This is a genomic window from Kitasatospora sp. GP82, assembly GCF_029892105.1.
Classification (GTDB): Bacteria; Actinomycetota; Actinomycetes; order Streptomycetales; family Streptomycetaceae; genus Kitasatospora.
The window spans coordinates 54,215-77,895 of the sequence record NZ_JARZAJ010000021.1; the positions used below are offsets into that span (position 1 = coordinate 54,215).

Here is a 23,681-nt window from a genome sequence, read left to right on the forward strand (position 1 = left end):
CTTGGGTCGCCGAGGATTTGCCTCTTGCCCCGACCGATCGTTCGGTTACGCTGAGGGGTGTCCCGTCCGCCCCCTCGGAGGAGCGCACCATGGCCGCTGCGACCCCTAACCCCCCGGTCGTCGAACTCATCGAACGCCACCAGGACACCCTCGACCGCGCGCTCACGGCGATCCGCAGCCGCGACTACTGGTCGCCCTACCCCGAGTTCCCCAAGGCGTACGGCGAGAGCGGGGCGGAGGACGGAAAGGCGGCCTTCGAGTCGCTGCTCGGCGGCGTCTTCGCACTCGACGGCCAGCCGACCGACGGCGAGTTCGTCGGCGGCGAGTCCTCGCCGTACGGGATCGAACTGGGCGTCAGCTACCCGCACGCCGAGCCCGACGCGCTGATCGCCGCGCTACAGGCCGCCCGCCCCGCCTGGGCCGCGGCGAGTCCGGCCGCGCGGGCAGCGGTCTGTCTGGAGATCCTGGCCCGGATCAACGCCCGCTCGCACGAGTTCGCGCACGCGGTGATGCACACCACCGGCCAGGCGTACGGGATGGCCTTCCAGGCCGGTGGCCCGCACGCCCAGGACCGCGGACTCGAGGCGGTGGCGTACGCCTTCGCCGAGCAGACCCGACTGCCCGAGAGTGCGAGCTGGACCAAGCCGCAGGGCAAGCGCGACCCGCTCAGCATGGTCAAGGAGTTCACCGTCGTGCCGCGCGGGCTCGCGCTGCTGATCGGCTGCAACACCTTCCCGACCTGGAACGGCTACCCGGGCCTGTTCGCCTCGCTGGCCACCGGCAACCCGGTCCTCGTCAAGCCGCACCCGCGCGCCACCCTGCCGCTCGCGCTCACCGTACGAGTGGCCCGCGAGGTGCTCCGCGAGGCCGGGTTCGACCCCAACCTGGTCTGTCTGGCGGCGGAGCACGAGGGCTCGACCATCGCCCAGGCGCTGGCCGTCCGGCCCGAGGTGAAGGTCATCGACTACACCGGATCGACCGCCTTCGGCGAGTGGCTTGAGGCCAACGCCAAGCAGGCCCAGGTCTACACCGAGAAGGCCGGCGTCAACACGGCGGTGCTCGACTCCACCGACAACTACCGCGGCATGCTGGCCAATCTGGCCTTCGCGCTCTCGCTCTACAGCGGCCAGATGTGCACCACCCCGCAGAACCTGCTGATCCCGCGTACCGGCATCAACACCGACGAGGGCAGCAAGTCCTACGACGAGGTGGTCACCGACCTGGCCGCCGCGATCCAGGGTCTGCTGGCCGACGACGCCCGGGCCGCCGCGATCCTCGGCGCCGTGGTCAACCCGGGCGTGCTCCAGCGCACGGTGCAGGCGGCGGGCGGCGAGTTCGGTGAACTCGCCCTGGCCCCCCGGGTGGTGACCTCACCGGAGTTCCCCGCCGCCACGCTGCGGAGCCCGGCCCTGGTCAAGGTGGACGCCGACAAGCCGGACGACCGGGCCACCTTCCTCAGCGAGTGCTTCGGCCCGGTCTCCTTCGCGGTGGCCGTGGAGTCCACCGCGGATGCGGTCGAGCTGCTGCGCCGCACCACCATCGAACAGGGCGCGATGACCGCCACCGGCTACACCGTCGACGCACAGGTCGAGGCGGCCCTGGTCGAGGCCGCCCTGGACTCCGGGGTCTCGCTCTCGCTCAACCTGACCGGCGGCGTCTACCCGAACCAGACGGCGGCCTTCTCCGACCTGCACGGCACCGGCGCCAACCCGGCCGCCAACTCGGCCTACTCGGACGCGGCCTTCGTCGCCAACCGCTTCCGCGTCGTCGAGGTCCGCCGCCACAGCTGACGACCGTGCAGCACCGGTGACCCGCTCCCGATGGGGGGCGTGGAGCGGGCCACCGGAGTCTCCGGGAGCAAGGGGCGACTCCTCAGGGGCGCAGGGCTCTGCTTGCCCCTGAAGGATCACGCCAGCGGGCCCGCCTCGGGTTGAACACCCACACCCGCATCAGCGGGAACCGCACCACCGTCGCCAGCGCGTTGGCCATCACCAGCACCGCCAGCTCGCCCGTGTGCCTGGCCGTCGGCCAGGCACACGCCAGCAGTCCGATCGCACCGCTGCTCAGGCCCAGCCCGATCAGGAAGGCGATGCCGCCCTCCACCTGGTGCCGCAGGGCGTTGCGACGCCCCGTCACCCCGAAGGTGAAGCGCCGGTTGGCCGCCGTGTTGCACACCGCCGTGGCGCCCAGCGCGACAGCGTTGGCCAGCAGCGCGGGAGCCGGCTGCCGCAGCAGCAGGTAGAGCAGCATGTACGCGAGGGTGCTGAGCGTGCCGATCACCGCGAAGCTGCTCAACTGCCAGGACAGGCCGGGCGGAAGCTGCGCCTCGCGGATCCGGGTCGGCAGGTGGTCGAGCCGGCCTGCCCCGGTGAGCGAGCGACGGGTGACCCTGGCCATGCCCTTGAGGTCGTCGATCACTGTGCGGACGATGTCCACCCGGCTGTCCGGGTCGTCCACCCAGTCCACCGGCACCTCGTGGATCCGCAGCCCGGAGCGCTCTGCCAGCAGCAGCAGTTCGGTGTCGAAGAACCACGCGTTGTCCTCGACCTCGACCAGCAGCTGCTTGACCACCTCGGTGCGCGCCGCCTTGAACCCGCACTGGGCGTCCGAGAACTTGGCCGCCATCGTGGCCCGCAACAGCACGTTGTAGGTGCGCGAGATGAACTCCCGCTTGGGGCCGCGCACCACCGCCGAACCCCGGTGCAGCCGGCTGCCGATCGCCAGGTCGCTGTGGCCCGAGAGCAGCGGGGCGACCAGCGGCAGAAAGGCTTCCAGACCGGTGGACAGGTCCACGTCCATGTAGGCGACCACGTCGGCGTCGCTGGCGCCCCAGACCTGGCGCAGCGCCCGGCCGCGGCCCTTCAGGTCCAGGTGTACCGCCTCCACCTGCGGGATCTCCTCGGCCAGCGCGGTCGCGACCTTCCAGGTGCCGTCGATGCTGGCATTGTCGGCGATGGTGATGCGGTAGGGGTAGGGGAAGGTCTCGTCGAGGTAGGCGTGCAGTCGGCGGACGCAGCGCTCGACCGTGTGCTCCTCGTTGTAGACCGGGACGACCACCTCGACCAAGCGGGTTCGGACCTCCCCGCGGCGAGCGGGCAGGGGCTCGGCCGTGGTGGTCCCCCGGCTCACGGGCTCTGTCATGTCTGCGAGATTCACAGCCCCGGATGGGGCCGCGATGATGGAAGGCTGAGAGCGAGCTGAGATTCGGCTCGCTTGCAATGCTGGTCCGACCACCAGGAGATGGCAGATGTCCGACAAGCAGTTCACCTCGGATGTCGTGATCGTCGGGGCGGGGCCCACCGGGCTTCTGCTGGCCGGCGATCTGGCGACTGCAGGGCTGCGGGTGACCGTGCTGGAGAAGCGCGCCACCGAGTCCAACCTCACCCGGGCCTTCGCCGTCCACGCCAGGACACTGGAGCAACTGGACGCCCGGGGGCTGGCCGAGGAGCTGATCGCCACCGGAACAGCGCTGGACTCGCTGCGACTGTTCGACCGCCTCTCGGTGGAGTTCGGGCACCTGCCGACGCGCTTCCCGTTCGTCCTGATCACCCCGCAGTCCAACACCGAACGGCTCCTGAACGACCGGGCGTTGAAGGCCGGCGCGACCATCGTCCGGGGAGCCGAGCTGCTCGCGCTGCGCCAGGACGGCCGCAGCGTCGGCCTGGACATCCGGGTCGAGGGCGAGCGTGTCACCCACACCGCCCAGTACGCGGTCGGCGCCGACGGTGTCCGCAGCACGGTCCGCGACCTGCTCGGCATCCCGTACCCGGGCGAGTCGGTGATCAGCTCGGTCCTGCTGGCCGACGTCCGGCTGGAGCGGGAGCCGCAGGAGGTGCTGACGGTCAACGCGACCAGCCAGGGCTTCGCCTTCATGGTCCCGTTCGGTGACGGCTGGTACCGGGTGATCGCCTGGGACCGCACCCGCCAGCGGCCCGACTCGGACCCGGTCTCGCTCGCCGAGATCGTGGACATCACCCGCACCGTCTACGGCGTGGACTACGGCCTGCACGACGCGCGTTGGATGTCCCGCTTCCACAGCGACGAGCGCCAGGTGCCCAACTACCGCTCGGGGCGGGTCTTCCTGGCCGGTGACGCGGCGCACTGCCACTCCCCGGCGGGCGGCCAGGGCATGAACACCGGCCTGCAGGACGCCGCCAACCTGAGCTGGAAGCTGGCCGCCGCCGTCCAGGGCTGGGCCCCTGACGCCCTGTTGGACACCTACCAGACCGAGCGCCACCCGGTCGGCCGTACGGTGCTGCGCAGTTCCGGTGCCCTGGTCCGGATGGCGCTGGCCCGCTCCGCCCCCACCAGGGCGCTGCGCAGCGCCCTGGTGGGGGCGGCAGGGCACCTCGGCCCGCTCGCCGAGCTCGGCGCCCGCCAGATCTCGGGCATCGGCATCGGCTACCCCGCGCCCAGGAACGCCCACCACCTGGTGGGCCGGCGCATTCCCGACCTGCGGCTGGCGGTGGACGAGCCGGGCGGCCCGGCACGGCTCCACGAGGCGCTGCGCAGCGGCCGGTTCGTACTGGTCGGCAATGACGAGCTCTCGGTGGCCGAGCCGTGGGCGGACCGGGTGGTGACGGCTGCACCGGCCGATCCGCACGGCAAGCTGCGCGACACCGTGCTGCTGGTCCGCCCGGACGGCTACGCGGCCTGGGCGGCGGTGGACCCGAGCCGAGGCGAACTGCGCACAGCCCTCACCCAGTGGCTGGGCACCCCGCCCAAGTGACCCTCAGGGGCGTCGGCGAACCTTCAGAACGGGCAAGGGCGAACCTTGACGGGCGCGGGTGGGCCCTCAGAAGGGGCAAAGGGAACCCCCAAGCGTTCTGAAGCGGGGTCCGCTCAGGCGCTGTTGACCTTGACGTAGTGCCGGGCTGCCTTGGCGCGGTTGCCGCAGACTGCCATCGAGCACCAGCGGCGGCGCCCGTTCTGCGAGCTGTCGAAGAAGTGCAGGATGCATGACGGGTGGGCGCAGCGCTTGATGCGGTGCGCCCCCTGCTGCAGCAGGCCGAGGTAGTCGTCGGCGGCGAGCCAGGCGGCCAGCCACTCGGGGCTGTCCACCTCGACGCTCTCCTGCGGACCGGACCCGGCGAGCCGGTGGACCAGCCTGCCGTGGGCCAACACCTCGTTGAGGGCGTCCAGTTCGGCCTGGCCTGACTCCTCGGCGGACGCGACCCCGGCCAGGGCCGAGCGGGCCGTGAGGGCGGCTGCCAGTCCGGCCGGGTCGGCGGTGCAGCGGTCGGCGAGTCCGGCGGAGGAGAGCCAGATCCGATAGCCCGTCAGATCACTGAGCAGATCCTCGGCGACGGGGTGGCGCCAGCGGGTGTTGAGCAGATCGAGCGAGAGCGGTTCACCGATCAGCGGGCGCGGGTCGCGGGGGTCTGCCATGGGCCGATTCTAACTCTCCGCCCTATCAAGCTTATTAACTGTATGAAGATTCAGGCATTCTGTTGATGAATCGGGGTTCCACACTTGACTGTTTTTTAGCAACCAATTGCCCAGGCATGGGACCGATCCTGAGAGTTTTCTGAGAAGTTCTGACAAGCGTTTTCGAACCGGAACGCCCCCCACCTTCCGGAGGAGCCCGTGCGACCCCGCTCGCTCGCCCTTGCCTCGGCACTTGCCGTACTGCCACTGACCGTGGCATCCCTGGGTGCCACGGCCGCCTACGCCGCGCCGACGCCCAACGCCTCGGCCGCCCGCGTGGCCCTGCCCAACACCGTGACCCCGGCGGTGGCCCACTCCCAGAAGCAGGGTGACGTTCCCGCCGCCCAGCAGATATCCGTGGCCATCAGCCTCAAGCTGCGCAACACCGCAGAGCTCAACCGGTTCCTGGCCGCCGTCAGCACCAAGGGCGCCCCGGAGTTCGGGCAGTACCTGACCCCGGCTCAGTTCACCGAGCGCTTCGGCCCGACCAACGCCGATGTCGACCAGGTCCGTTCGTACCTGGCGGGTCAGGGCCTGAAGGTCACCTCGGTCAGCGGCAACCGCCAGGTGGTGAACGCCAGCGGCACCGCCGCGCAGATCGCCAAGGCGTTCGGCACCCACGAGAGCCAGTACGTCGACCAGCAGCAGAACAAGACCTTCTTCGCCAACGACGACGCCGCCTCGGTGCCGGCCTCGCTGGCCGATGTGGTCCAGGGCGTCTCCGGTCTGAACAACAAGACCGTGCGCACCACCCGGATCGCCAAGCCGAACGCCGCCACGCCGCACTCGACCCCGAGCGGCTACGGCCCGGCCCAGTACGACGGCGCCTACAACCTCAACAAGATCAGCGCCGACGGCACCGGCTCCACGGTGGCGCTCTGGGAGTTCGACGGCTACTCCTCCGGCAACCTGACCACCTACGACAGCCAGTTCGGCCTCTCCGGCCCGGCTGTCAGCACCGTCTCGGTCGACGGCGCCAACTACAACAGTGCGCCCGGCCAGGGTCAGGGTGAGGTCGAGCTGGACTCCGAGATCGTGCGCGGTGTCGCCCCCAAGGCGACCCAGCTGGTCTACGAGGCCCCCAACAGCGACCAGGGCGAGATCGACATGGCCGCCCAGATCGTCTCGGAGAACAAGGTCTCGGCCATCTCCATCTCGTGGGGCTCCTGCGAGCCGGACACCACCGCCTCCTCGATGACCGCGGTGGACAACTCCTTCAAGCAGGCCGCCGCCCAGGGCATCAGCATCTTCTCCGCCTCCGGTGACGACGGCTCCCGCGACTGCACCCGCTCCACCAGCGGCTCCTCGGTCAAGGCGGTCGACTTCCCGGCCTCGGACACCTACGTGACCGGCGTCGGCGGCACCAACCTCCAGCTCTCCGGCACCGGCTACTCCTCGGAGAGTGCCTGGAGCACGGCCGGCGGCGGCGTCTCCACCCAGTTCGCCAAGCCCAGCTGGCAGACCGGCACCGGCGTCAGCGGCTCCATGCGCACCGTGCCCGACGTCTCCTCCAACGCCGACCCGGCCAGCGGCTTCGCCATCTACACCGCCGGCGGCTGGCAGGTCTACGGCGGCACCTCCGCCGCTGCTCCGCTCTGGGGCGGCTACGCCGCGCTGTTCAACCAGAAGGCCAAGGCGGCCAGCCAGTCCGCGCTCGGCGAGGCCAACCCCAAGCTGTACTCGATTGCCAACGGCAGCAGCTACGGTTCGGCCTTCCACGATGTCGCCTCCGGTTCCAACCAGGACTTCCCGGCCAAGACGGGCTACGACCAGGTCACCGGCTGGGGCTCCCCGGCAGCAGACGGCCTGACCACGGCCCTGCTCGGTGGCACCACCCCGACCCCGCCGCCGACCGGTGGCTGCACCTCGGCCCAGCTGCTCGGCAACGGCGGCTTCGAGAACGGCACTTCGCCCTGGACGGCCAGCAGCGGTGTGATCACCAACGCCTCCGGTGAGGCCGCTCACTCCGGCTCGTACAAGGCGTGGCTGGACGGCTACGGCTCCGCCCACACCGACACCCTCTCGCAGACCGTGACCATCCCGGCGGGCTGCAAGGCCAGCTTCAGCTTCTGGCTGCACATCGACACCGCGGAGACCGGCAGCACCGCGTACGACAAGCTCACCGTCCAGGCGGGCTCGACCACGCTGGCCACCTACTCCAACGTCGACGCGGCCACCGGCTACGTGCAGAAGACCCTCGACCTGTCGGCCTTCGCCGGCAAGACGGTGACCCTCAAGTTCACCGGTGTCGAGGACTCCTCGCAGCAGACCAGCTTCGTCATCGACGACACCGCGCTCAACATTTCCTGATGTGAATTCATAGCCGGTTGCCGGTACGGGGTCGCTCCCCGTACCGGCAGTCGTGTTTCCGAAATGTTTCAATAACCGGAAACTGGCGAATTCTTTTGCGTGACCACTGTCATACCCTCGCGTTGATGACGTAGTCTCTCGACCGTGCGTAGGGTTCCCACCGAACTCGCCTGGTGGGGAAGGTGTCCGCATGGCCTCACAGCAACCGCAGCACGCCGGTCGACTCAGGCTGGTCGGCGAGCACAGGGATGGCCTGGACGGCGGCTTCGCCCGTCCGCCGGTCCAGCAGATCGGCGCGGCAAGGCCGATGACCGCCGTCAACTTCGCCGAGGCACTGCATGCCGCCATCGAAGGCAGCGGCCTCAGCCTCGACCGGATCCGTCTCTCGCTCGCCCAACACGGCGTCAGAGTCAGTGTCACCACGCTCAGTTACTGGCGCAGGGGGCGCAGCCAGCCCGAGCGTGCGACCTCGCTGCGCGCCGTGCACCTGCTGGAGGAGCTGCTCGGTCTCCCGCACACCGCTCTGTCCACCCTGCTCGGGCCACCCCGCCCTCGCGGCCGGTGGGTCACGCCCGCCGCGTCCGACAGCCTCCGGGTCGAGGACGTGTGGCCGGGCGAGCGCGAGATCGCCGACGTCTTCACCGAGTTGGACGCCCCGCCGATCGGCGAGCTCGAACGGCTGAGCATCCACGACGCCTACTACGTCGACGAGAGCCGGCGTGGCCACCTGCTGCGGCTGCGCCAGGTGGTGCGGGCCACCGTGAGCGGAGTGTCCCGCTGCCTGGTCGTGCACAAGGCGGACGAGGAGGCCACCGACTGCCCCGAGATCACCTCCGTGCGGCACGCCAGAATCGGCCGGGTCCGCCGCCGCCCGGAGAACGGACTGCTGGTCGCCGAACTGCTGCTGGACCGCCCGCTCGGCCTCGGCGACAGCACGGTCTTCGAGTACGAGGTCGAGATCCCGCCCGGCAGCCCGACCACCACCTATGCGCGGCGCTTCGCGGTGCCCGTACGCGAGTACGTGCTCCAGGTGCACTTCGACCCGGCGGCGGTGCCCGCGCACTGCGAGCGCTTCGACCGGGAGCCCGGCGAGGAGACCGACCGGGCCCGCAGGCAGCTGTGGATCGGCGCCTCGGCCAGCGTCCATGTGCTCTCGCCGGACCAGCCCCCGGGCCAGGTCGGCATCCGCTGGGAGTGGGAGTAGCCCTCCGCCGGATCTAACCGTTGCAACACCCCGTACTGGTTGACGCCCTGTCAGACTAACCCCTACTGTCATTGGTAACGGTTAGTCCATTCCGACTGGCCACCCGACCAAGGGAGTTGACCAGGCATGCCCGGTACCGTCGCCCTCACCTCGCTCCAGACCGGCCACGTCGGCCTCAACGTCACCGATCTCGACCGGTCCGCCGCCTTCTACCGCACCCTCCTCGGCCTGGACCTGGCCTCCGAGGGCACCGAGGAGGGCCGCCGCTTCGCCTTCCTCGCCCGCGACGGCCGCCTGGTGATCACGCTCTGGCAGCAGAGCACAGGCAGCTTCGCCACCTCCGCCCCCGGGCTGCACCACCTCTCCTTCCAGGTCGACTCACTGGAGGAGGTCCGAGCCGCCGAGCGCACCCTGCGCGAGCTGGGCGCCGAGTTCGCCTACGAGGGCGTCGTCCCGCACTCCGAGGGCGCGGCCTCCGGCGGCATCTTCTTCACCGACCCGGACGGCATCCGACTGGAGATCTTCACCCCCGAGGGCATCGGGGAAACCGGAGCCACTGCCCCCACCACCGCCCCGACCTGCGGTTTCTTCTAAGCCCGGATCCTGTGGGCGCCGATCGGGCAGGAGCCGACCGATGAAGAACATCCCCGGGCCGTACCACCAGGGCGAGCGGGCGGTCCAGCTGCGCGCCGACGCGCTCGAACGGGCCGACCATTCCGGACGGGCCATCGGCAGGACCATCCCGCCGGTGGCCGCCCGGTTCCTGACCGAGCGCCGGACGCTGGTGGTCGGCGCCGCCGACCGGGAGGGCAGGATCTGGGCCACCCAGCTGAGCGGGCCGCCCGGTTTCCTACGGGCCGCCGACGAGACCACTCTGGCGGTGGCCGCGCTGCCCGCGCCCGGCGACCCGCTCGCAGACGTCCTGGGGCACCCCGCCGAGGTCGGCACCATCGCACTGGACCCGGCCGGGCGGCGGCGGATGCGGCTCAACGGCCGAGCCGTCCCCGACGGCCGGGGCGGCCTGGTGATCGCGGCCGGCCAGGTGTACGCCAACTGCCCCAAGTACATCCAGCGCCGCAGCCCCCAGGAGGCACCAGGCACCCCGAGGGTCACCTCCCGGGGCACCCGGCTGACCACCGTTCAGCAGCTCACCATCGCGACCGCCGACACCTTCTTCGTCGCCACCGCGAGCCCCGACGGCAAGGTGGACGCCTCCCACCGGGGCGGCAACCCCGGCTTCCTCGGCGTCCTCGCCCCGGACCGCCTGCGCTGGCCCGACTACCCGGGCAACAACATGTTCATGACCCTGGGCAACCTGGAGCTCAACCCCTCGGCCGGGCTGCTCCTGCCCGACTGGGAGACCGGTGGTGCCCTCCTGCTGACCGGCGAGGCCCGCATCGACTGGACCGGCCCCGCCCGCACCGTCGACTTCACCGTCACCCAGGTGGTCGAACTCGCCCACGCCACCCCGCTGACCTGGACACCTCCCGAATTCTCCCCGGCCAATCCCGCGGTCCCCCCAGCGTGAGCGGCACAGCACTGATGTCCCTTCAGCCCTGGTATCGCGCCCTCCGCCGGTGGAACGTATGACCTCTTCTGTACGCCCTGCAGGGAGGCAGGGAGCACCGTGCTGATGGAGTTCACCGGGATAGAGCCCTCCGAGAACTGCGGCTGCGGCGGCGGACGCTTCTACTCCGAGGGACCGGACCGCAGTTGGGGCGAGTCCGACCACCGGGCCGCCGAGGCGTTCCAGCGGGCCCAGGGCTGGACGGGCAACGAGGCCGACGGCTACCCGGGCAAGGACACCTGGGACTACCTGGTGAACGGCAAGGGCAACGACACCCCACCCGCCTGACAACGCACCTTCCAGGGGCAAGGGGCAACCCATAAGGGGCTCACCCTTGCCCCTGGGGGTTTCACCCGTGCACGCGGATCCATGCGTGCATGGCGATGGCCGCAGCCGCCCCGGCGTTGATCGACCGGGTCGATCCGAACTGGGCGATCGAGCAGACGGCCGTCGAGTGCTCCCAGGCCGCCTCGGTGAGCCCCGGGCCCTCCTGCCCGAAGAGCAGTACGCAGCGCTCGGGCAGCTCGTACGTCTCCAGCGGAACCGCACCCGGCAGGTTGTCGATGCCGATGATCGGCAGGCCCCGCTCGGCCGCGAAGGCCGCCAGCGTGGCCACGTCCTCGTGGTGCCGTACGTGCTGGTAGCGGTCGGTGACCATGGCGCCCCGCCGGTTCCAGCGGCGGCGCCCGACGATATGCACCTCGGAGGTCAGGAAGGCGTTGGCGGTGCGCACCACCGAGCCGATGTTGAAGTCGTGCTGCCAGTTCTCCACCGCGACATGGAAGCCGTGCCTGCGGGTGTCCAGGTCGGCGACGATCGCCTCGCGGGTCCAGTAGCGGTACCGGTCGACGACGTTGCGCCGGTCCCCGCCGGCGAGCAGCTCGGGGTCGTACTGCGGCCCCACGGGCCAGGGTTCGGGGTGCGGGCCGAGGCCGATCTCCCGGTCTTCGGGGACGAAGGCGTCGTCGTACTGCTCTCCCTCGTGGGGCACGCCGATGCTGCTGCCCCTGCTGCCGGTTCCCTCGCTGCGCTCGCTCACGTCCCCGAGGGTACGGGGCGGCGGGGCCGGACCGCTTTTTCGAGGTCGGCGATGGCCGCCAGGACCAGCCGGGCACCGGCCCTGGCCACCTCGATGTGGTCCTCCGCGGGGAGGCCGGCCAGCCGGGCGTCCCAGCGCTCGTGGGCGGAGCGCAGTCCGGCGAAGTCGACCGCTTCCCCCATCAGCAGGGCGGCCGCCGCGACGGCGAGCGAGACGCGGGGACGGAAGCTGCGCTGGAAGGTGGCGGTACCGGCGGGTGAAGGCGCCCATCGCGGCCGAGGTGGCGAGTGCGGGTCCGCCGAGCGCCAGCGTCGGGAAGATCACCAGGGCGGCGCCGAGGGCTCCGCGCACCGCCCGTCTGGGGTTGCTGAGCGTACGGTCCAGGGTCAGCCCGGTGCGCGCGGTGTCGCGCAGAGCCGCTGACCAGGACATAGCCGCAGTCTAGGGGAGGGGTGCGCGCCGCCACCGGTGCCGGAGGTCATGGGCCCTGCGGCCCGTCCACAGCAGTGCGGCGGTCGGCAGGAAGACCGCGTCCGCCGCGATCATCGCCAGCGAGAAGAACGGCAGCCCGAGGGTTACCGCGATCCCCAGGTGCTCGACCATCATCAGCGCCAGCAGCACGTTCTTCAGCCGCCGGTTGACCAGAGTGAAGGGAAAGGCGACCTGGAGGATCACCGTCCCGTACGAGAGCAGGAAGACCAGCAGCAGGCTGGAGCCGAGCACCCCGGAGAGCCAGGGCCAGGGCGTGAAGTAGTCCAGGTGCATGGGGTAGTGCAGCGCGGTGCCGTCCTGCCAGCGCGAGCCCTGGACCTTGTACCAGCCGGCGGTCGAGTAGATCAGCACCACCTGTACGGCGATCACCAGCATCGCGCAGTTGTGCAGCATGTTCGCCAGCGCGTCCAGCACCGCACGCCACTCGCTCTCGGGGTAGCGGCGGTTGACGGCGTACCAGATACCGGCGATGGCCCACGGAGCCCACAGCCACCCCGGCGGCCCCACCGCCAGTACGGCTCCCAGCAGCACCCACAGCCAGCGGGCTGCACCGGGAGGCGACCGGCGCGCGTCCAGGGACCAGACCTGGGCGCAGCGGGTGAACACCAGGTACACGGCCATCAGATGGACCACGTTGTCGCCGCCGTCGCCGACGAAGACATTGCGGTTCTGCAGCGAGAGCACCGTGACCATGAAGAGCACCCCGCTCGCCCTGGTCCGCCAGCCGAGCGCGAACAGTACGGCCGAGACGATCGCCAGGTGGTAGACCAGCTCGAACCAGAGCCGCCCGTGGTACCAGGCGAGCACCGTGAAGGCGTGGTTCTCGGCCAGCAGCCGGGCCGCCAGCTCGTCCGACCACGGCGAGCGGTCTCCGTACAGCACCCGCCTGTTGGGCCACTCGCGCAGCAGGAAGGCCGCCCAGGTCAGGCCGAAGCCGATCCGCACCACCGCCGCCTGGTACGGGCCGTGGGCCCGGCCGGTGAAAGCCTCGAAGGCCCGTGCCAGGCGGCCGGGCGGGGGAGCGGCGGGTGCCGTCCCCGGCTGCCGCGGAATGCCGGGCAGCAGCTGACGACCGGTCTGCTGGGTCCTGGTCACAGCAGGCCCCGGTAGTCGTCCTGGCCCACCGGCCACCAGGACAGCTCCCGGTAGCGGACCTCGGTGGAGACCTGCTCCTTGCTCCACTTCGGCGGCGCTATGTCCGCCGTCCCGGAACGGAACTGGATCTGCAGGATCCGCTCGCCCTGGAACGTACGCCCGAACCGTTGCAGCGCGATCCGCTTGAGGTACTCCTCGGCCGACTTGCCGCGGGCGCCGACGGCGGTGCTGTCCTGGGCGCTGTGGGTGGAGTCGTAGAAGTCCCAGGCGCGACGCAGCAGGTTCTGGTCCACATGACTGGGGACGGGGTTGTGCCGGATCGCGGCGAGGTCCTGCGCGGTCAGCGCGACCCAGTCGCGGGTAAGCACCCGGCCGCCGTCGGAGATGGTCTGCACCCGGGCGTCCACGGTGAGGTTCTGCTGCAGCGGGTTGGGTGCGAACAGCTTCCAGTTCTGCTCGAACTCCGGGTACACCACGTCGTTCAGCTGCGCCTGGTAGCGCTGGGAGAGCGCGTTGGACGGCGCGACATGCAGAAAGAGCGCCGCCAGGAAGAGCCCGGTGCCGCCGATCAGCAGGGTCGCCGCAGCACAGAGCACGGTCAGCGCGGGAAGCGACCAGGTACGAGCCACGGCGTGCTCTCCTCCCTGGCCCGTCATGGTGTGCCCGGTCATCCTGCCGCATCCGGGCACACCTTGGGCAGGGGGTGAGATTTAGAGAACGAACGGGTCCCGGCCGTCGCCGCTCACCATCGGGCGGCCGGCCGCCTCCCAGGCGAACATCCCGCCGTCCACGTTGACCGCGTCCCGGCCCTGGGCCACCAGGTACTGGACGACCTGCGCGGAGCGGCCGCCGACCCGGCAGAGCACGTACAGCTTCTGCTCCGGCTCGGGCAGCTCGCCGATCCTGGCGATCACCTCGCCGATCGGGATGTGCAGCGCGCCGTCCACATGGCCGGCGTCCCACTCGTCCTGCTCGCGGACATCGAGCAGAGCGGCGTCGGCGGGCACCGAGGCGGCGTCCGTGGTGGGGAGCTGGGTGAACATCGTCGACTTCTCCTGGGGTTCGCGGTGGTCTCCGCCATTGTCCGCCACTGCGGCCAGCAGCCGGTCAAGTTCGGCCTGCCGCTCGGCGGCCTTGGCGAGCAGCTGCTCGGCGAGCTCCGCCAGCAGCCCGTCCGGGTCCTGCGGGGCGAGCCGCAGCAGCTCGCCCATCGCGCTGCGCTCCAGCCGGACCTGCTCGGTGGCCAGCTGCCCGATCTTCCCGGTCAGCCACTCAAGACGCTGGTGCAGCCACTCAAGACGGTCCGGTGCCTCGGGCGCGGGGGCGGCCTCCGGCGCGGTGGACCACTCCTCGGCCAGGTCCTCCAACGCCTTGGCGTCGCCGTGCGCGTACGCCTCGTTGACCCGGGCGATGAAGGCCGAGCGGCGCTGCTGCTCGGCCGGGTCGGTACTCAGGTCGGGGTGGGCGCGGCGGGCCAGATCGCGGTAGATCCGCTGCGCCTCCTTGCCGGGGCGGACCCGGCGCGTCGGCTCCGGCTCGGGGACCTCGGGCGGCAGATCGGCGAGCAGCGCCTCCAGGTCGGGCAGTTCCTCGACCCGGCTGCGGGCCTCACCGGCCCGACGGACGTCCTCGGGGTGCCCGGTTCGGGCCGCGATGCTCTCCGCGACCAGCGCGTCCAGCTCGTCCAGCCGGGCGTAGAGCGGGCCGAGCAGCTGATGGTGGATCAGCGCGAAGTTGTCGATCTCGACCCTCAGGGTCTCGACATCGACCTCCAGCGTCAGCCAGGCGAGCTCGGTGGCGGCCACCTGCTCCTCCAGCCGCAGCCGCTCGGGGTCCATCCACTGGACGGGGCTCTCTGCGCTCACCTGCTCGCCTTCATCCGGAACGGCCGTACGGCCTGCCACCCTACCCGGGTGGCGACACACCCCACAGCTGCTCCGATCGGATGAACCAGAGGTACAGGCCCGGCGCACACCACAGGACAGGCAACTGATACTGACGAATCTCCCCGATTCGCTATCAGACCGGGCCCTCGCCGTGCTTCGCTGGAAGGCGCACAACCGGCTGAAGCGGTACACCGGCTCAGCACGGCAAGCACGGCACACCGGCACAGCACACAGGAGCTCACAACGGCCGCCCTTCGGCTCGGCGGCCAGGCGGGAGCAGACCGAATCCATGGTGGACGAGCCCAACTCCACACCGAGCCCGGCCGACACCCCGGGTGACCAGCCACCCGGGGTTGTCGCGCTGCTGCGCCTCGCCTCCGTGCTGGTCGATCCGGACGGCCGGATCGCCCAGTGGAACCGGGCGGCCGAGGAGCTCTTCGGGCACCGGGCGGAGGTGGCCTGCGGCCGGACTGCCTCCGGCCTGCTCCCCGCCCTGGAGCCGCGCGCCGAGACGGCCGCGCGCCCCGCCACGGCTGCCCGGCGCTGCGACGCCTTCGACACCCTGAACGACCTCACCCAGCCCGACCACACCGCCTGGGCCGGGTCGATGACGGTGAACGACCGCGAGGACCGCCCCCGCGACGTGCTCTGGTGGGCCTACCCGCTGACCGAGCCCGGCGGCCGCAGCCTGCTCGCCCTGGCCGCGGACGCCCGCCCACTGCGCGCCACGGGCCCCCGGATCGCCCTCGGCAGCCGACTGCTCCCGTACGCGGCCGCCCAGGCAGGACCGGGCAACTTCCACCGGATCTGCGCCACCCTCGCCGCGACGGGCCGGTCCGGTGCCGCCGCGCTGGCCGCACTGCTGCCCGGCGGCTCACCGGAGCGCCGGCACCGGCTGCTCGCCCAGCTCGCCGACGCCGGACTGCCCGCCCTCTGGGTGGACGCGACCACCAGACTGCCCGTCCTCCCGTACGAACCGACCGGCTCCGGGGTGGCCCGGATCGCCGCCGGGCTCGGCCGCCGCTACCCCACCCCGCAGCAGCGGGCCGTCCAGCCCAGAGCCACCCGCCGTCCGCCGGAGGCGGGCCGTACCGGCGCCGGGCCGGTGGCGATCGGACTGCAACTGCTGCCGGCCGACGGCGCCGAAGGCTCTCGTACGCCCGACAGCGCCGTCCCCGGCCCGCGCGAGGCCGCCGTGCTGCGCACCACCGTGAACGGCTGCCAGAGCACCGCTACCCCCTGTGATCCGGACGGTTCCCAGCCGAACGGCACGTCCACCGGCCCGTGCGGCCCGACTCCTGGAGGCTCCGCCATCGAGTCCGTCGCCAATGGCCGCACCCCCCTCCACGACACCGGCCTCACCGTCCAGCCCGCCGCCCCGTCCCCCAGCGTGGAGGTGCTGACCAGCAGTCAGGCGGGTGAGCAGCTGGCGCTGCTGAGCGATGTCGGCAGCAGCGTCGGTACCACCCTCGACCTGGACACCACCGCCCGTGAGCTCTGCCAGGTGCTGGTCCCCCGGGTCGCGGACTTCGCCTGCGTGGACTTGATGGACGGGCTGATCTCCGACTCCGAGCTGCCCGCCAACCGGCCGGACGACCGGACGATGCTGCGCCGGGTCGCCCGCGCCTTCAACGCCTCCTCCGGCTGCTGGGACCACGTCCTGGACGAGGGCTCGCTGCTGGCGATGCCCCGCTCCACCCCGCCGGGGCTGGCACTGCAGGAGAACCAGCCGGTACTGGTCCCGGTGATCAGCCCGGACGTGGCGGTGGACTACGCCGCCTCGCTCGGCGGCCCCGGCCTCGTCCCTGTGGTGGTCGGCCGGTCCATGCTGGTGCTGCCGCTCTCCGCCCGGGGCACCGTCCTGGGCATCCTCAAGCTGCTGCGGCTGCCCGACCGCGCGCCGTTCGACAAGAGCGACGCGGCGACCCTGCGCGAGCTGGCCGCCCGGGCCGCGCTCTCGCTGGACAACGCCCGGCTGCACCGGGCCGAGGCCAAGGTCGCCACCACCCTGCAGCGCAGCATGATCCCGACCCGTCCGCCGAAGATCCCCGGTGTGCAGATCGCCCACCGCTACATGCCGGGCGACCGCCGCGCCGAGGTCGGCGGCGACTGGTTCGACGCGATCCAGCTGCCCGGCAGCCGGGTCGCCCTGGTGGTCGGCGACGTGATGGGCCACGGCCTGCACTCGGCCGCCGCGATGGGCCGCTTCCGTACCGCGATGCAGACCCTGGCCGCCCTCGACCTGCCTCCCGGGCAGCTGCTGCGCCACCTGGACAACCTGGCCCAGAAGCTGGGCGACGACCACCTGGCGACCTGCCTGTACGCGGTCTACGACCCGATCAACCGCACCTGCGAGCTGGCCAGCGCCGGCCATGTCCCGCCGGTACTGGTCCACCCGGACGGCCGGGGCGAGCTGCTGGAGATCCCCGAGGGCGCGCCGATCGGCGTGGGCGGGGTGCCGTTCGTGGCGAAGAGCATCGACGTCAGCGACGGCTCGATGCTGGTGCTCTGCACCGACGGCCTGGTCGAGGTGCGTGGCGGTGACATAGGAGCAGGACTCGCCGCCCTCTGCGGCAATCTGATCGACCCCAAACAGACACCCGAAGAGGCGTGCGACGTCGTTCTGGACCGGCTGCACTCGGAGGACCGGCAGGACGACATCGCGCTGCTGGTGGCCCGCTTCGACGGCGTCGACCCGAGCGAGGTGGCCACCTGGGAGCTCTCGGTGAGCGACGCCGAGGTCCGCCGGGCCCGCACGCTGGTCCACGAGCAGCTGGCCTCCTGGCAGCTGACGGCGCTCTCCGACACGGTCGAGCTGCTGGTCAGCGAGCTGGTCACCAATGCGGTGCGGGTGGCCAGGGACCATGTCCAGCTCCAGCTGATCCGGGTGGACAAACTGCTGGTGGAGGTCAGCGACGACAACCACAACCTGCCCTCGCTGGAACCGGCGGAGTCACTGGACGAGAACGGCCGGGGGCTGCACCTGGTGAGCAAACTGTCCGAGCGCTGGGGCACCGCCAGGAAGGCGGTCGGCAAGGTGGTCTGGTTCGAGCTGGCGCTGCCGCGCTCCTAGGAACACCGGCCGGCCGGAGACAGCCGGTCGACCTGAACACCCGGCCGGCCGCAAGGGGCCCGGGGCTCCGGGGTCGCCCGACGGCGAGCGGCCCCGGGGGCCCTACGGGATGAGCGTCCCCGGGGCCGTCCGGCGGGCGGCCTCGGTGGCGATCGAGGCCGCCGCACCGACACCGCCGAGCACCCGCGGCCAGAAGCCCCCGAAGACCTCCACCGAGACGGCGATCAGCCCCGCCACCAGCAGCGCCACCACATGCTCCACACCCGCGAGGTTGGGCAGCAGGACGGCCTCCGTGACCATCACCACCGCGACCGTGCCACCCGTCCACCAGGCCCGGCAGCGGAAGGCGATGCAGATCGCCAGTGCCACCACGGCCGCCGAGGGCCCGGTGTCGCGGACATAGCCGATCCTGTGCGGGAAGCCGAAGACGTGGCCGGGGCCGAGTGCCACGCCGACCCGGGCGAACAGCGTCCCGGCCAGGGTGCAGGTGTACGCGACGACCAGCGTCATCCGGCGGCCGAGCACGATCTCGGCGATCCCGAACACGAAGAAGACCTGCGCCAGCGCACCCCAGACCGGCAGGTCTAGGGCGGGTACATAGAGCGAGAGCGGCGTGCGCAGCAGCGAGATGTCCAGCGGGAGCGCGGCCCTGACGACCCCTACGTGGGCGACGAAACGCCCCCCGCCGGGCAGATGCTGGACGATGCTGAAGAGCAGCACCAGCGCCGTCGCCGTCACCGCCAGCGGGACGGCCGCGAAGCGCTTGGCCACCACCGCGTCCCGCGCTGTGGTGAACAGCACGCCCCACTCGGCGACGACGGCGCGCCTGGCGTGTGCCAGTGCTCCGTTCCCTCCGCCCCCCGCCCGGGTCATCTGCTCCACGACTGCGCTCCCCGTGTCCCCGATTAAGAACTTCGACCGTGCGCTGACGATTGCGCGCCACTTAGATCCACAGTAGGCAGCGGATAAACGCCCCGCCTCAGCTTTGATGGGGAATCACGGGTCATCCTGAAGGGGGAGACAGAACGTCCCCGTACCGCCGGTCGGCCGGTACCCCGACCGGACGCTGTGTATTCGCGTCTTCTCTGTCAGGTATTCGGGCAGGTCAAGCCCGGTGTCCTCGGGCTCGACCCGGTGGGTGCCCTCCGCCCCCCGGCGGAGGGACTACCCCTTCCCACTGCGCTCCGCCACCGGCAGTCAGGAACCGCCCGCCGAAGCGGTGGCCCTGACGTGCCGACGACGGAACAGAGCGGGGAGGCTCGGTGCGGTGATGAAGCCCTCGGCACGCGCGCTGGCGATACCGATCCGGGGGATCTCGCTGCTCTTCTCGAACAGCAGATAACGCGGTTCCCAGATCGGGCGGTACTTCGCATTGGCCCGGTAGAGGGATTCGATCTGCCACCAGCGGGAGAAGAAACCGAGGACCGACCGCCACAACCGAAGGACCGGCCCCGCGCCCAGCTTCGAGCCGCGCTCAAAAACGGATCGGAACATCGCGAAGTTCAGCGATACCCGTTCGAGCTCGACCTCTTTTGCCCGCTGCAGAAGTTCGATCACCATGTATTCCATCAGGCCGTTCTCGGTCTCCCGGTCCCGGCGCATCAGGTCCAGCGAAAGGCCCTTCTCGCCCCACGGCACGAAGCTCAGCAGCGCGCTCAGCTCCCCGTCGGCGTCATGGCACTCCAGCATCACGCAGCGGCCGTCGTCCGGGTCGCCCAGGCGGCCGAGCGCCATCGAGAAACCGCGCTCGGTGGCGCCGTCCCGCCAGTGGTCCGCCCTCTCCACCAGCTCGGCCATCTCGCTCTCGGGAATGTCCTCGTGACGACGGATCCGCACCGTGTACCCGGCCCGCTTCACCCGGTTGTACGCCTGCCGGACCACCCGCATCGCCCGGCCGTCCAGCGAGAACTCGTCCAGCTCGACGATCGCCTCGTCACCCAGCTCCAGCGCGTCCAGACCGTGCCGGGCGTAGATCACCCCGGCCTCCTCCGAGGCCCCCATCACGGCCGGAACCCAGGCGTGCTCCCTTGCCTCGCCCAGCCAGGCGTCGATCGCCCCCGGCCACGCCTCCGGGTCGCCGATCGGGTCACCCGAGGCCAGCGACACCCCGCCGACCACGCGGTACGCCACCGCGGCCTTGCCGCTCGGCGAGAAGATCACCGCCTTGTCCCGGCGCAGCGCGAAGTACCCCAGCGAGTCCCGCTCGCCCTGCCTGTCCAGCAGCCCGCGCAGCTTCACCTCGTCCTCGACGCTCAGCAGCTCCTGCCCGCGCGGGCTGCGGAAGGCCACGTACAGCACCAGCAGGAAGAGCACCGCGCTCATCGTGTTGATGAAGGCGTTCACCCAGGTCGGGACGTTGATCACGTCGATGACGTGCTCGGAGGGCGCCAGGGTGACCATCCGGGCGATCGAATAGCCGAACCGGTCCCAGAAGTTGGCCCCGGAAGCGGTGTTGGTCAGCCCGACAAGCACCGCGCCGAGCCCGGCCCCGAACAGCAGGCCGCCGGCGAAGGTCGCCACGCCGGTCTTCAGGTTGGACGGGTCGCCCTTGGAAGTGAACTCCTTGCGCCCGACCAGGCAGGCCAGGAAGAACAGAACGGTCAACGCGGTCGAGAAGTAGTTGAGCACGTGGTGGGCGAACTTCAGGCCCGGCGTGACCATCCAGGCCAGGTACAGCAGGGTGAGCACGCCCGACAGCGCCGTGTTGAAGATCCAGGCGGCCCGCTTGCGCCGCCGCATCGCCACCGCCAGGAACAGCGACAGCACCACCGAGGTCAGACCGGCGGTCAACAGATAGGGGGTGAAGTACTCACCCTCGTTGTGCGTCCGCACCTGTTCCCGGAACGGGACGGCAAGAACGGCCAGCAGGTTGAGCAGTGCCAGCAGCCGCAGGTACCAGACGGTCGCCGCGGCGGCCCTCGGCCGCCAGCGGGCCAGCAGGCTCGCCAGAACGCCGGAGCGTTCGACGGGAACGGCGGAGGACTCCGGCTTCACAGTGGAGGACACGGCTCAATTCCAAACGATCAGGTATGGGGGCGCATCCGCACCGCGCCCACGGCGCCGAGCCGGGCCAGTGCAGCCGGGTTCCGATCGGCCCACGCCGGCAGGAGGGCGCCGCATTCCATGGTTGCTCACCGAAGATGAGAATGACGTGAACCAGGTAGCCGATTCGGCCCCCCGCCGATCGGCGGGGGTAACCTCCCACCGAGCACGGCGTCGCACGCTCCCACCGGCCCCTAGGCTCGGAACCGGCAACCACCCCATGTACCGCCCGACCGAGGAGAATAAGACCATGACGCCGATCCGCGTACTCATCGTGGACGACGAGATCCTGGTCCGCTCCGGCCTCGGCCTGATCGTCGGATCCGCGCCCGACCTGGAGGTCGTCGGCGACTGCTCCGGCGGCCAGGCCGAGGACCGGGTTGTCGCGCTGCGCCCGCACGTCGTTCTGCTGGACATCCGTATGCCCGACCTGGACGGGATCTCCGTGCTCCGCCGGCTGCGCGCCCTGCCCAGTCCGCCGGCGGTGGCCATGCTCACCACCTTCGACACCGACGAGTACATCGGCACCGCACTGCGCAGCGGCGCGGCCGGCTTCCTGCTCAAGGACACCGCCCCCGAGCAGCTGGTGCACGCCGTACGGGTGCTCGCGGCCGGGGGCAGCGTGCTCTCCCCCACCGTCACGCGCACCGTGATCAGCGGCTATGTCGAGGGCGGCAGCGGCCCGGACGCCGAGGCCACCGCGCTCACCCGCGGCCTGACCGGCCGTGAGCTCGACGTCCTCGCACTGCTCGGCGAGGGCCTCTCCAACGCCGAGATCGCCGACCGGCTCTTCCTCGGCACCGGCACCGTCAAGGACCACATCAGCGCCATCCTCGGCAAGCTGGGCGCCGCCAACCGCGTCCAGGCCGCGGTGGTCGCCAACCGCGCCGGGCTGGTCCGCGCCCCCGAGCAGCCACGCGAATGATCGACGAAGCCGTGACCGCAGAGAGCGGGGACGCGTCCACCGGCCCCCGCTCGATACCGGGCGCCCCCGTACCGCGCCGCCCCCGGCCCGGCTGGCTGACCGCGCCCTGGCTGATGCTGCTGCTCCCCGTCCTGGCCTCCGGTGTGGACGCCGTCCTGGTCTCGCTCGACTCCCCCTGGTGGGAGCGCGGCCTGGCCGCCCTGGCCACCCTGTCGCTGCTGCTGCGCCGTCGCTACCCGGTCCTGGTGCTGCTGCTCACCCTGCCGGGCGCCTTCCTCACCTTCGTCTGGATCGCACCGATCACGGCCGTCTACTCGGTGGCCTCGCGCCGGTCCAGGCCCTGGGTCGCCACGCTGTGCGCCATTGCCTTCGCCCTGGTGGAGTTCTTCCACTGGCCGCTCAGCGACCACCCGCTCGCGCTCAACCGCGACAACGCCCTCTACGCCATCCAGTGCATGATGCTCGGCGCCGCCCCCGCCGCCCTCGGTCTGCTCGCCCGCACCCGGCGCGAGCTCGCCGTCCGGCTGGACGAACTGACCAAGGGACAGCAGCGCGAGAGCCGGCTGCTCGCCGAGCGGGTGCTCGCGACCGAGCGGGCCCGCCTGGCCCGTGAGATGCACGACGTGGTCTCCCACCAGGTCAGTCTGATCAGCATTCAGGCCGGCGCGCTCCAGGTGAGCACCGGCGACCCGGCCGCGAAGGCCACCGCCGTCACCATCAGGGAGCTTGCGGTGCGCACCCTGGAGGAGCTGCGGCAGATGGTCGGCGTGCTGCGCGCGGCCGGAATGCGGCCTGAGGAGCCGCTCGCCCCGCAGCCCCGGCTGGCGGACCTGCCCAGGCTGATCGAGGACAGCGGACTGCATGTCACCAGCGAGCTCTGCCCCGGTGACCGCCCCTGGCCCGAAGCGGTCGAGCGGGCCGCCTACCGCACCGTCCAGGAGGCCCTCACCAACATCACCAAGCACGCCCCCGGTGCCACCGTCGAGGTCCGCCTCGCCTCCCGGGGCACCCGGCTGACGGTCGAGGTCCACAACGGCTGCCCACCCCAGCGGCCCGGGCCGGCCCGGCTCCCCGGCGGCGGCCACGGACTCGTCGGCCTGCGCGAGCGCGCTCAGCTCCTCGGCGGGGCCTTCGCCGCCACCCCGACCCCCGACGGCGGCTTCACCGTCCGCGCCGAACTCCCGGCCGCGGGCGACTGATCCTTTTCCCGTTTCCCGGTCGGCCTTCCCGATCGGGACTCTGCTTATTCAAATCAACGCTCGCTCAAACCGACAAAAAAGCCCCGCAGATCCGAAGATCTGCGGGGCTTCGTTGTGCGCGAGGGGGGAGTTGAACCCCCACGCCCTTTCGGGCACTGGAACCTGAATCCAGCGCGTCTGCCTATTCCGCCACCCGCGCATGGGTGTTGTCTTCAGAAGCTTTGCGTTCTTCCGACCTGCCGAGAAGCTTACCGCATCCCAGTTGGTCTTCCGTCCGGCTCCCTTGCGGGCGCCCCTTCCGACATGGAAAACATTAGCACGGCCTGCGGGCTACCTCCGAATCCGTTCCCCGCCGCCCCGCGGACGACCGAGAGCAGGGGGTCGTTCACCCGGCCGGAGGCCCGGGGCGGCGAGCGAGGGGT

The 23,681-nt window shown here is 71.2% G+C and carries 19 protein-coding genes and 1 tRNA gene; 10 read left to right on the forward strand and 10 right to left on the reverse strand.

What is annotated here, in order from left to right:
- The first annotated feature begins 89 nt into the window (after nt 1-89).
- Entirely contained in the window at nt 90-1,790 is a 1,701-nt protein-coding gene (paaN, locus tag P3T39_RS22645; protein WP_280700310.1) for a phenylacetic acid degradation protein PaaN, read from the forward strand.
- Nucleotides 1,791-1,872: 82 nt separating this feature from the next.
- On the opposite strand, the gene P3T39_RS22650 is transcribed toward paaN, so the two are convergent.
- Nucleotides 1,873-3,141, reverse strand: a complete 1,269-nt coding sequence (locus tag P3T39_RS22650) for a bifunctional glycosyltransferase family 2/GtrA family protein (protein WP_280700311.1) — start codon at nt 3,139-3,141, stop codon at nt 1,873-1,875.
- 106 nt (nt 3,142-3,247) lie between these two features.
- On the opposite strand from P3T39_RS22650, the gene P3T39_RS22655 reads away from it, so the two are divergent.
- A complete protein-coding gene (locus P3T39_RS22655) occupies nt 3,248-4,729 on the forward strand; it encodes an FAD-dependent oxidoreductase (RefSeq protein WP_280700312.1) in 1,482 nt (493 codons plus the stop codon).
- Between the two features lie 113 nt (nt 4,730-4,842).
- On the opposite strand, the gene P3T39_RS22660 is transcribed toward P3T39_RS22655, so the two are convergent.
- Complete coding sequence (locus tag P3T39_RS22660) at nt 4,843-5,388, reverse strand: CGNR zinc finger domain-containing protein (RefSeq protein WP_280700313.1); 546 nt, start codon at nt 5,386-5,388, stop codon at nt 4,843-4,845.
- A 198-nt stretch (nt 5,389-5,586) separates the two neighbouring features.
- Here P3T39_RS22660 and P3T39_RS22665 point away from each other — a divergent pair, with 198 nt between their 5' ends.
- The 5 genes from P3T39_RS22665 (at nt 5,587) to P3T39_RS22685 (ending at nt 10,796) form a co-directional block, all read left to right on the forward strand.
- A complete protein-coding gene (locus P3T39_RS22665) occupies nt 5,587-7,737 on the forward strand; it encodes a protease pro-enzyme activation domain-containing protein (protein ID WP_280700314.1) in 2,151 nt (716 codons plus the stop codon).
- A gap of 190 nt (nt 7,738-7,927) precedes the next feature.
- Nucleotides 7,928-8,941 carry an XRE family transcriptional regulator gene (locus P3T39_RS22670; RefSeq protein ID WP_280700315.1) on the forward strand — a complete coding sequence of 338 codons (1,014 nt, stop codon included), beginning with the start codon at nt 7,928-7,930 and terminating at the stop codon, nt 8,939-8,941.
- Between the two features lie 126 nt (nt 8,942-9,067).
- On the forward strand, nt 9,068-9,535 hold the full coding sequence (locus P3T39_RS22675; protein WP_280700316.1) for a VOC family protein: 468 nt from the start codon (nt 9,068-9,070) through the stop codon (nt 9,533-9,535).
- A 40-nt stretch (nt 9,536-9,575) separates the two neighbouring features.
- A complete protein-coding gene (locus P3T39_RS22680) occupies nt 9,576-10,469 on the forward strand; it encodes a pyridoxamine 5'-phosphate oxidase family protein (RefSeq protein ID WP_280700317.1) in 894 nt (297 codons plus the stop codon).
- 105 nt (nt 10,470-10,574) lie between these two features.
- Entirely contained in the window at nt 10,575-10,796 is a 222-nt protein-coding gene (locus P3T39_RS22685; RefSeq protein WP_348534375.1) for a peptidoglycan-binding protein, read from the forward strand.
- Nucleotides 10,797-10,857: 61 nt separating this feature from the next.
- Here P3T39_RS22685 and P3T39_RS22690 read toward each other — a convergent pair whose 3' ends face one another.
- The 5 genes from P3T39_RS22690 to P3T39_RS22710 form a co-directional block, all read right to left on the reverse strand.
- The gene (locus P3T39_RS22690; RefSeq protein WP_280700455.1) at nt 10,858-11,505 is read right to left on the reverse strand and encodes a TrmH family RNA methyltransferase; all 648 of its coding nucleotides are present in this window, start codon (nt 11,503-11,505) and stop codon (nt 10,858-10,860) included.
- Between the two features lie 38 nt (nt 11,506-11,543).
- The gene (locus P3T39_RS22695; protein WP_280700318.1) at nt 11,544-11,729 is read right to left on the reverse strand and encodes a hypothetical protein; all 186 of its coding nucleotides are present in this window, start codon (nt 11,727-11,729) and stop codon (nt 11,544-11,546) included.
- 259 nt (nt 11,730-11,988) lie between these two features.
- On the reverse strand, nt 11,989-13,044 hold the full coding sequence (locus P3T39_RS22700) for an HTTM domain-containing protein (RefSeq protein ID WP_280700457.1): 1,056 nt from the start codon (nt 13,042-13,044) through the stop codon (nt 11,989-11,991).
- Between the two features lie 86 nt (nt 13,045-13,130).
- A complete protein-coding gene (locus P3T39_RS22705) occupies nt 13,131-13,763 on the reverse strand; it encodes a DUF5819 family protein (protein WP_280700319.1) in 633 nt (210 codons plus the stop codon).
- A gap of 81 nt (nt 13,764-13,844) precedes the next feature.
- Entirely contained in the window at nt 13,845-14,999 is a 1,155-nt protein-coding gene (locus tag P3T39_RS22710) for a rhodanese-like domain-containing protein (protein WP_280700320.1), read from the reverse strand.
- Nucleotides 15,000-15,309: 310 nt separating this feature from the next.
- Between P3T39_RS22710 and P3T39_RS22715 the strand changes: the two genes are divergently transcribed.
- Nucleotides 15,310-18,093, forward strand: coding sequence for a SpoIIE family protein phosphatase (locus tag P3T39_RS22715; RefSeq protein WP_280700321.1), 2,784 nt, complete (start codon nt 15,310-15,312; stop codon nt 18,091-18,093).
- A 102-nt stretch (nt 18,094-18,195) separates the two neighbouring features.
- Here the strand turns inward: P3T39_RS22715 and P3T39_RS22720 are convergent, their stop codons facing one another.
- Together P3T39_RS22720 and P3T39_RS22725 are read right to left on the reverse strand one after the other, a co-directional pair.
- Nucleotides 18,196-18,966 (reverse strand): hypothetical protein, encoded by a 771-nt coding sequence (locus P3T39_RS22720; protein WP_280700459.1) that lies wholly within the window; start codon nt 18,964-18,966, stop codon nt 18,196-18,198.
- A 324-nt stretch (nt 18,967-19,290) separates the two neighbouring features.
- Nucleotides 19,291-21,042: a phosphatidylglycerol lysyltransferase domain-containing protein gene (locus P3T39_RS22725; RefSeq protein ID WP_280700462.1), complete on the reverse strand. Its 1,752-nt coding sequence runs from the start codon at nt 21,040-21,042 to the stop codon at nt 19,291-19,293.
- 343 nt (nt 21,043-21,385) lie between these two features.
- On the opposite strand from P3T39_RS22725, the gene P3T39_RS22730 reads away from it, so the two are divergent.
- Both P3T39_RS22730 and P3T39_RS22735 read left to right on the forward strand, forming a co-directional pair.
- On the forward strand, nt 21,386-22,060 hold the full coding sequence (locus tag P3T39_RS22730; RefSeq protein ID WP_280700322.1) for a response regulator transcription factor: 675 nt from the start codon (nt 21,386-21,388) through the stop codon (nt 22,058-22,060).
- Complete coding sequence (locus tag P3T39_RS22735; protein ID WP_280700323.1) at nt 22,057-23,259, forward strand: sensor histidine kinase; 1,203 nt, start codon at nt 22,057-22,059, stop codon at nt 23,257-23,259. The genes P3T39_RS22730 and P3T39_RS22735 overlap by 4 nt, the downstream gene beginning before the upstream one ends.
- Before the next feature lie 115 nt (nt 23,260-23,374).
- Here the strand turns inward: P3T39_RS22735 and P3T39_RS22740 are convergent.
- Nucleotides 23,375-23,458: transfer RNA gene (locus P3T39_RS22740), tRNA-Leu, on the reverse strand.
- Nucleotides 23,459-23,681: the final 223 nt, after the last annotated feature.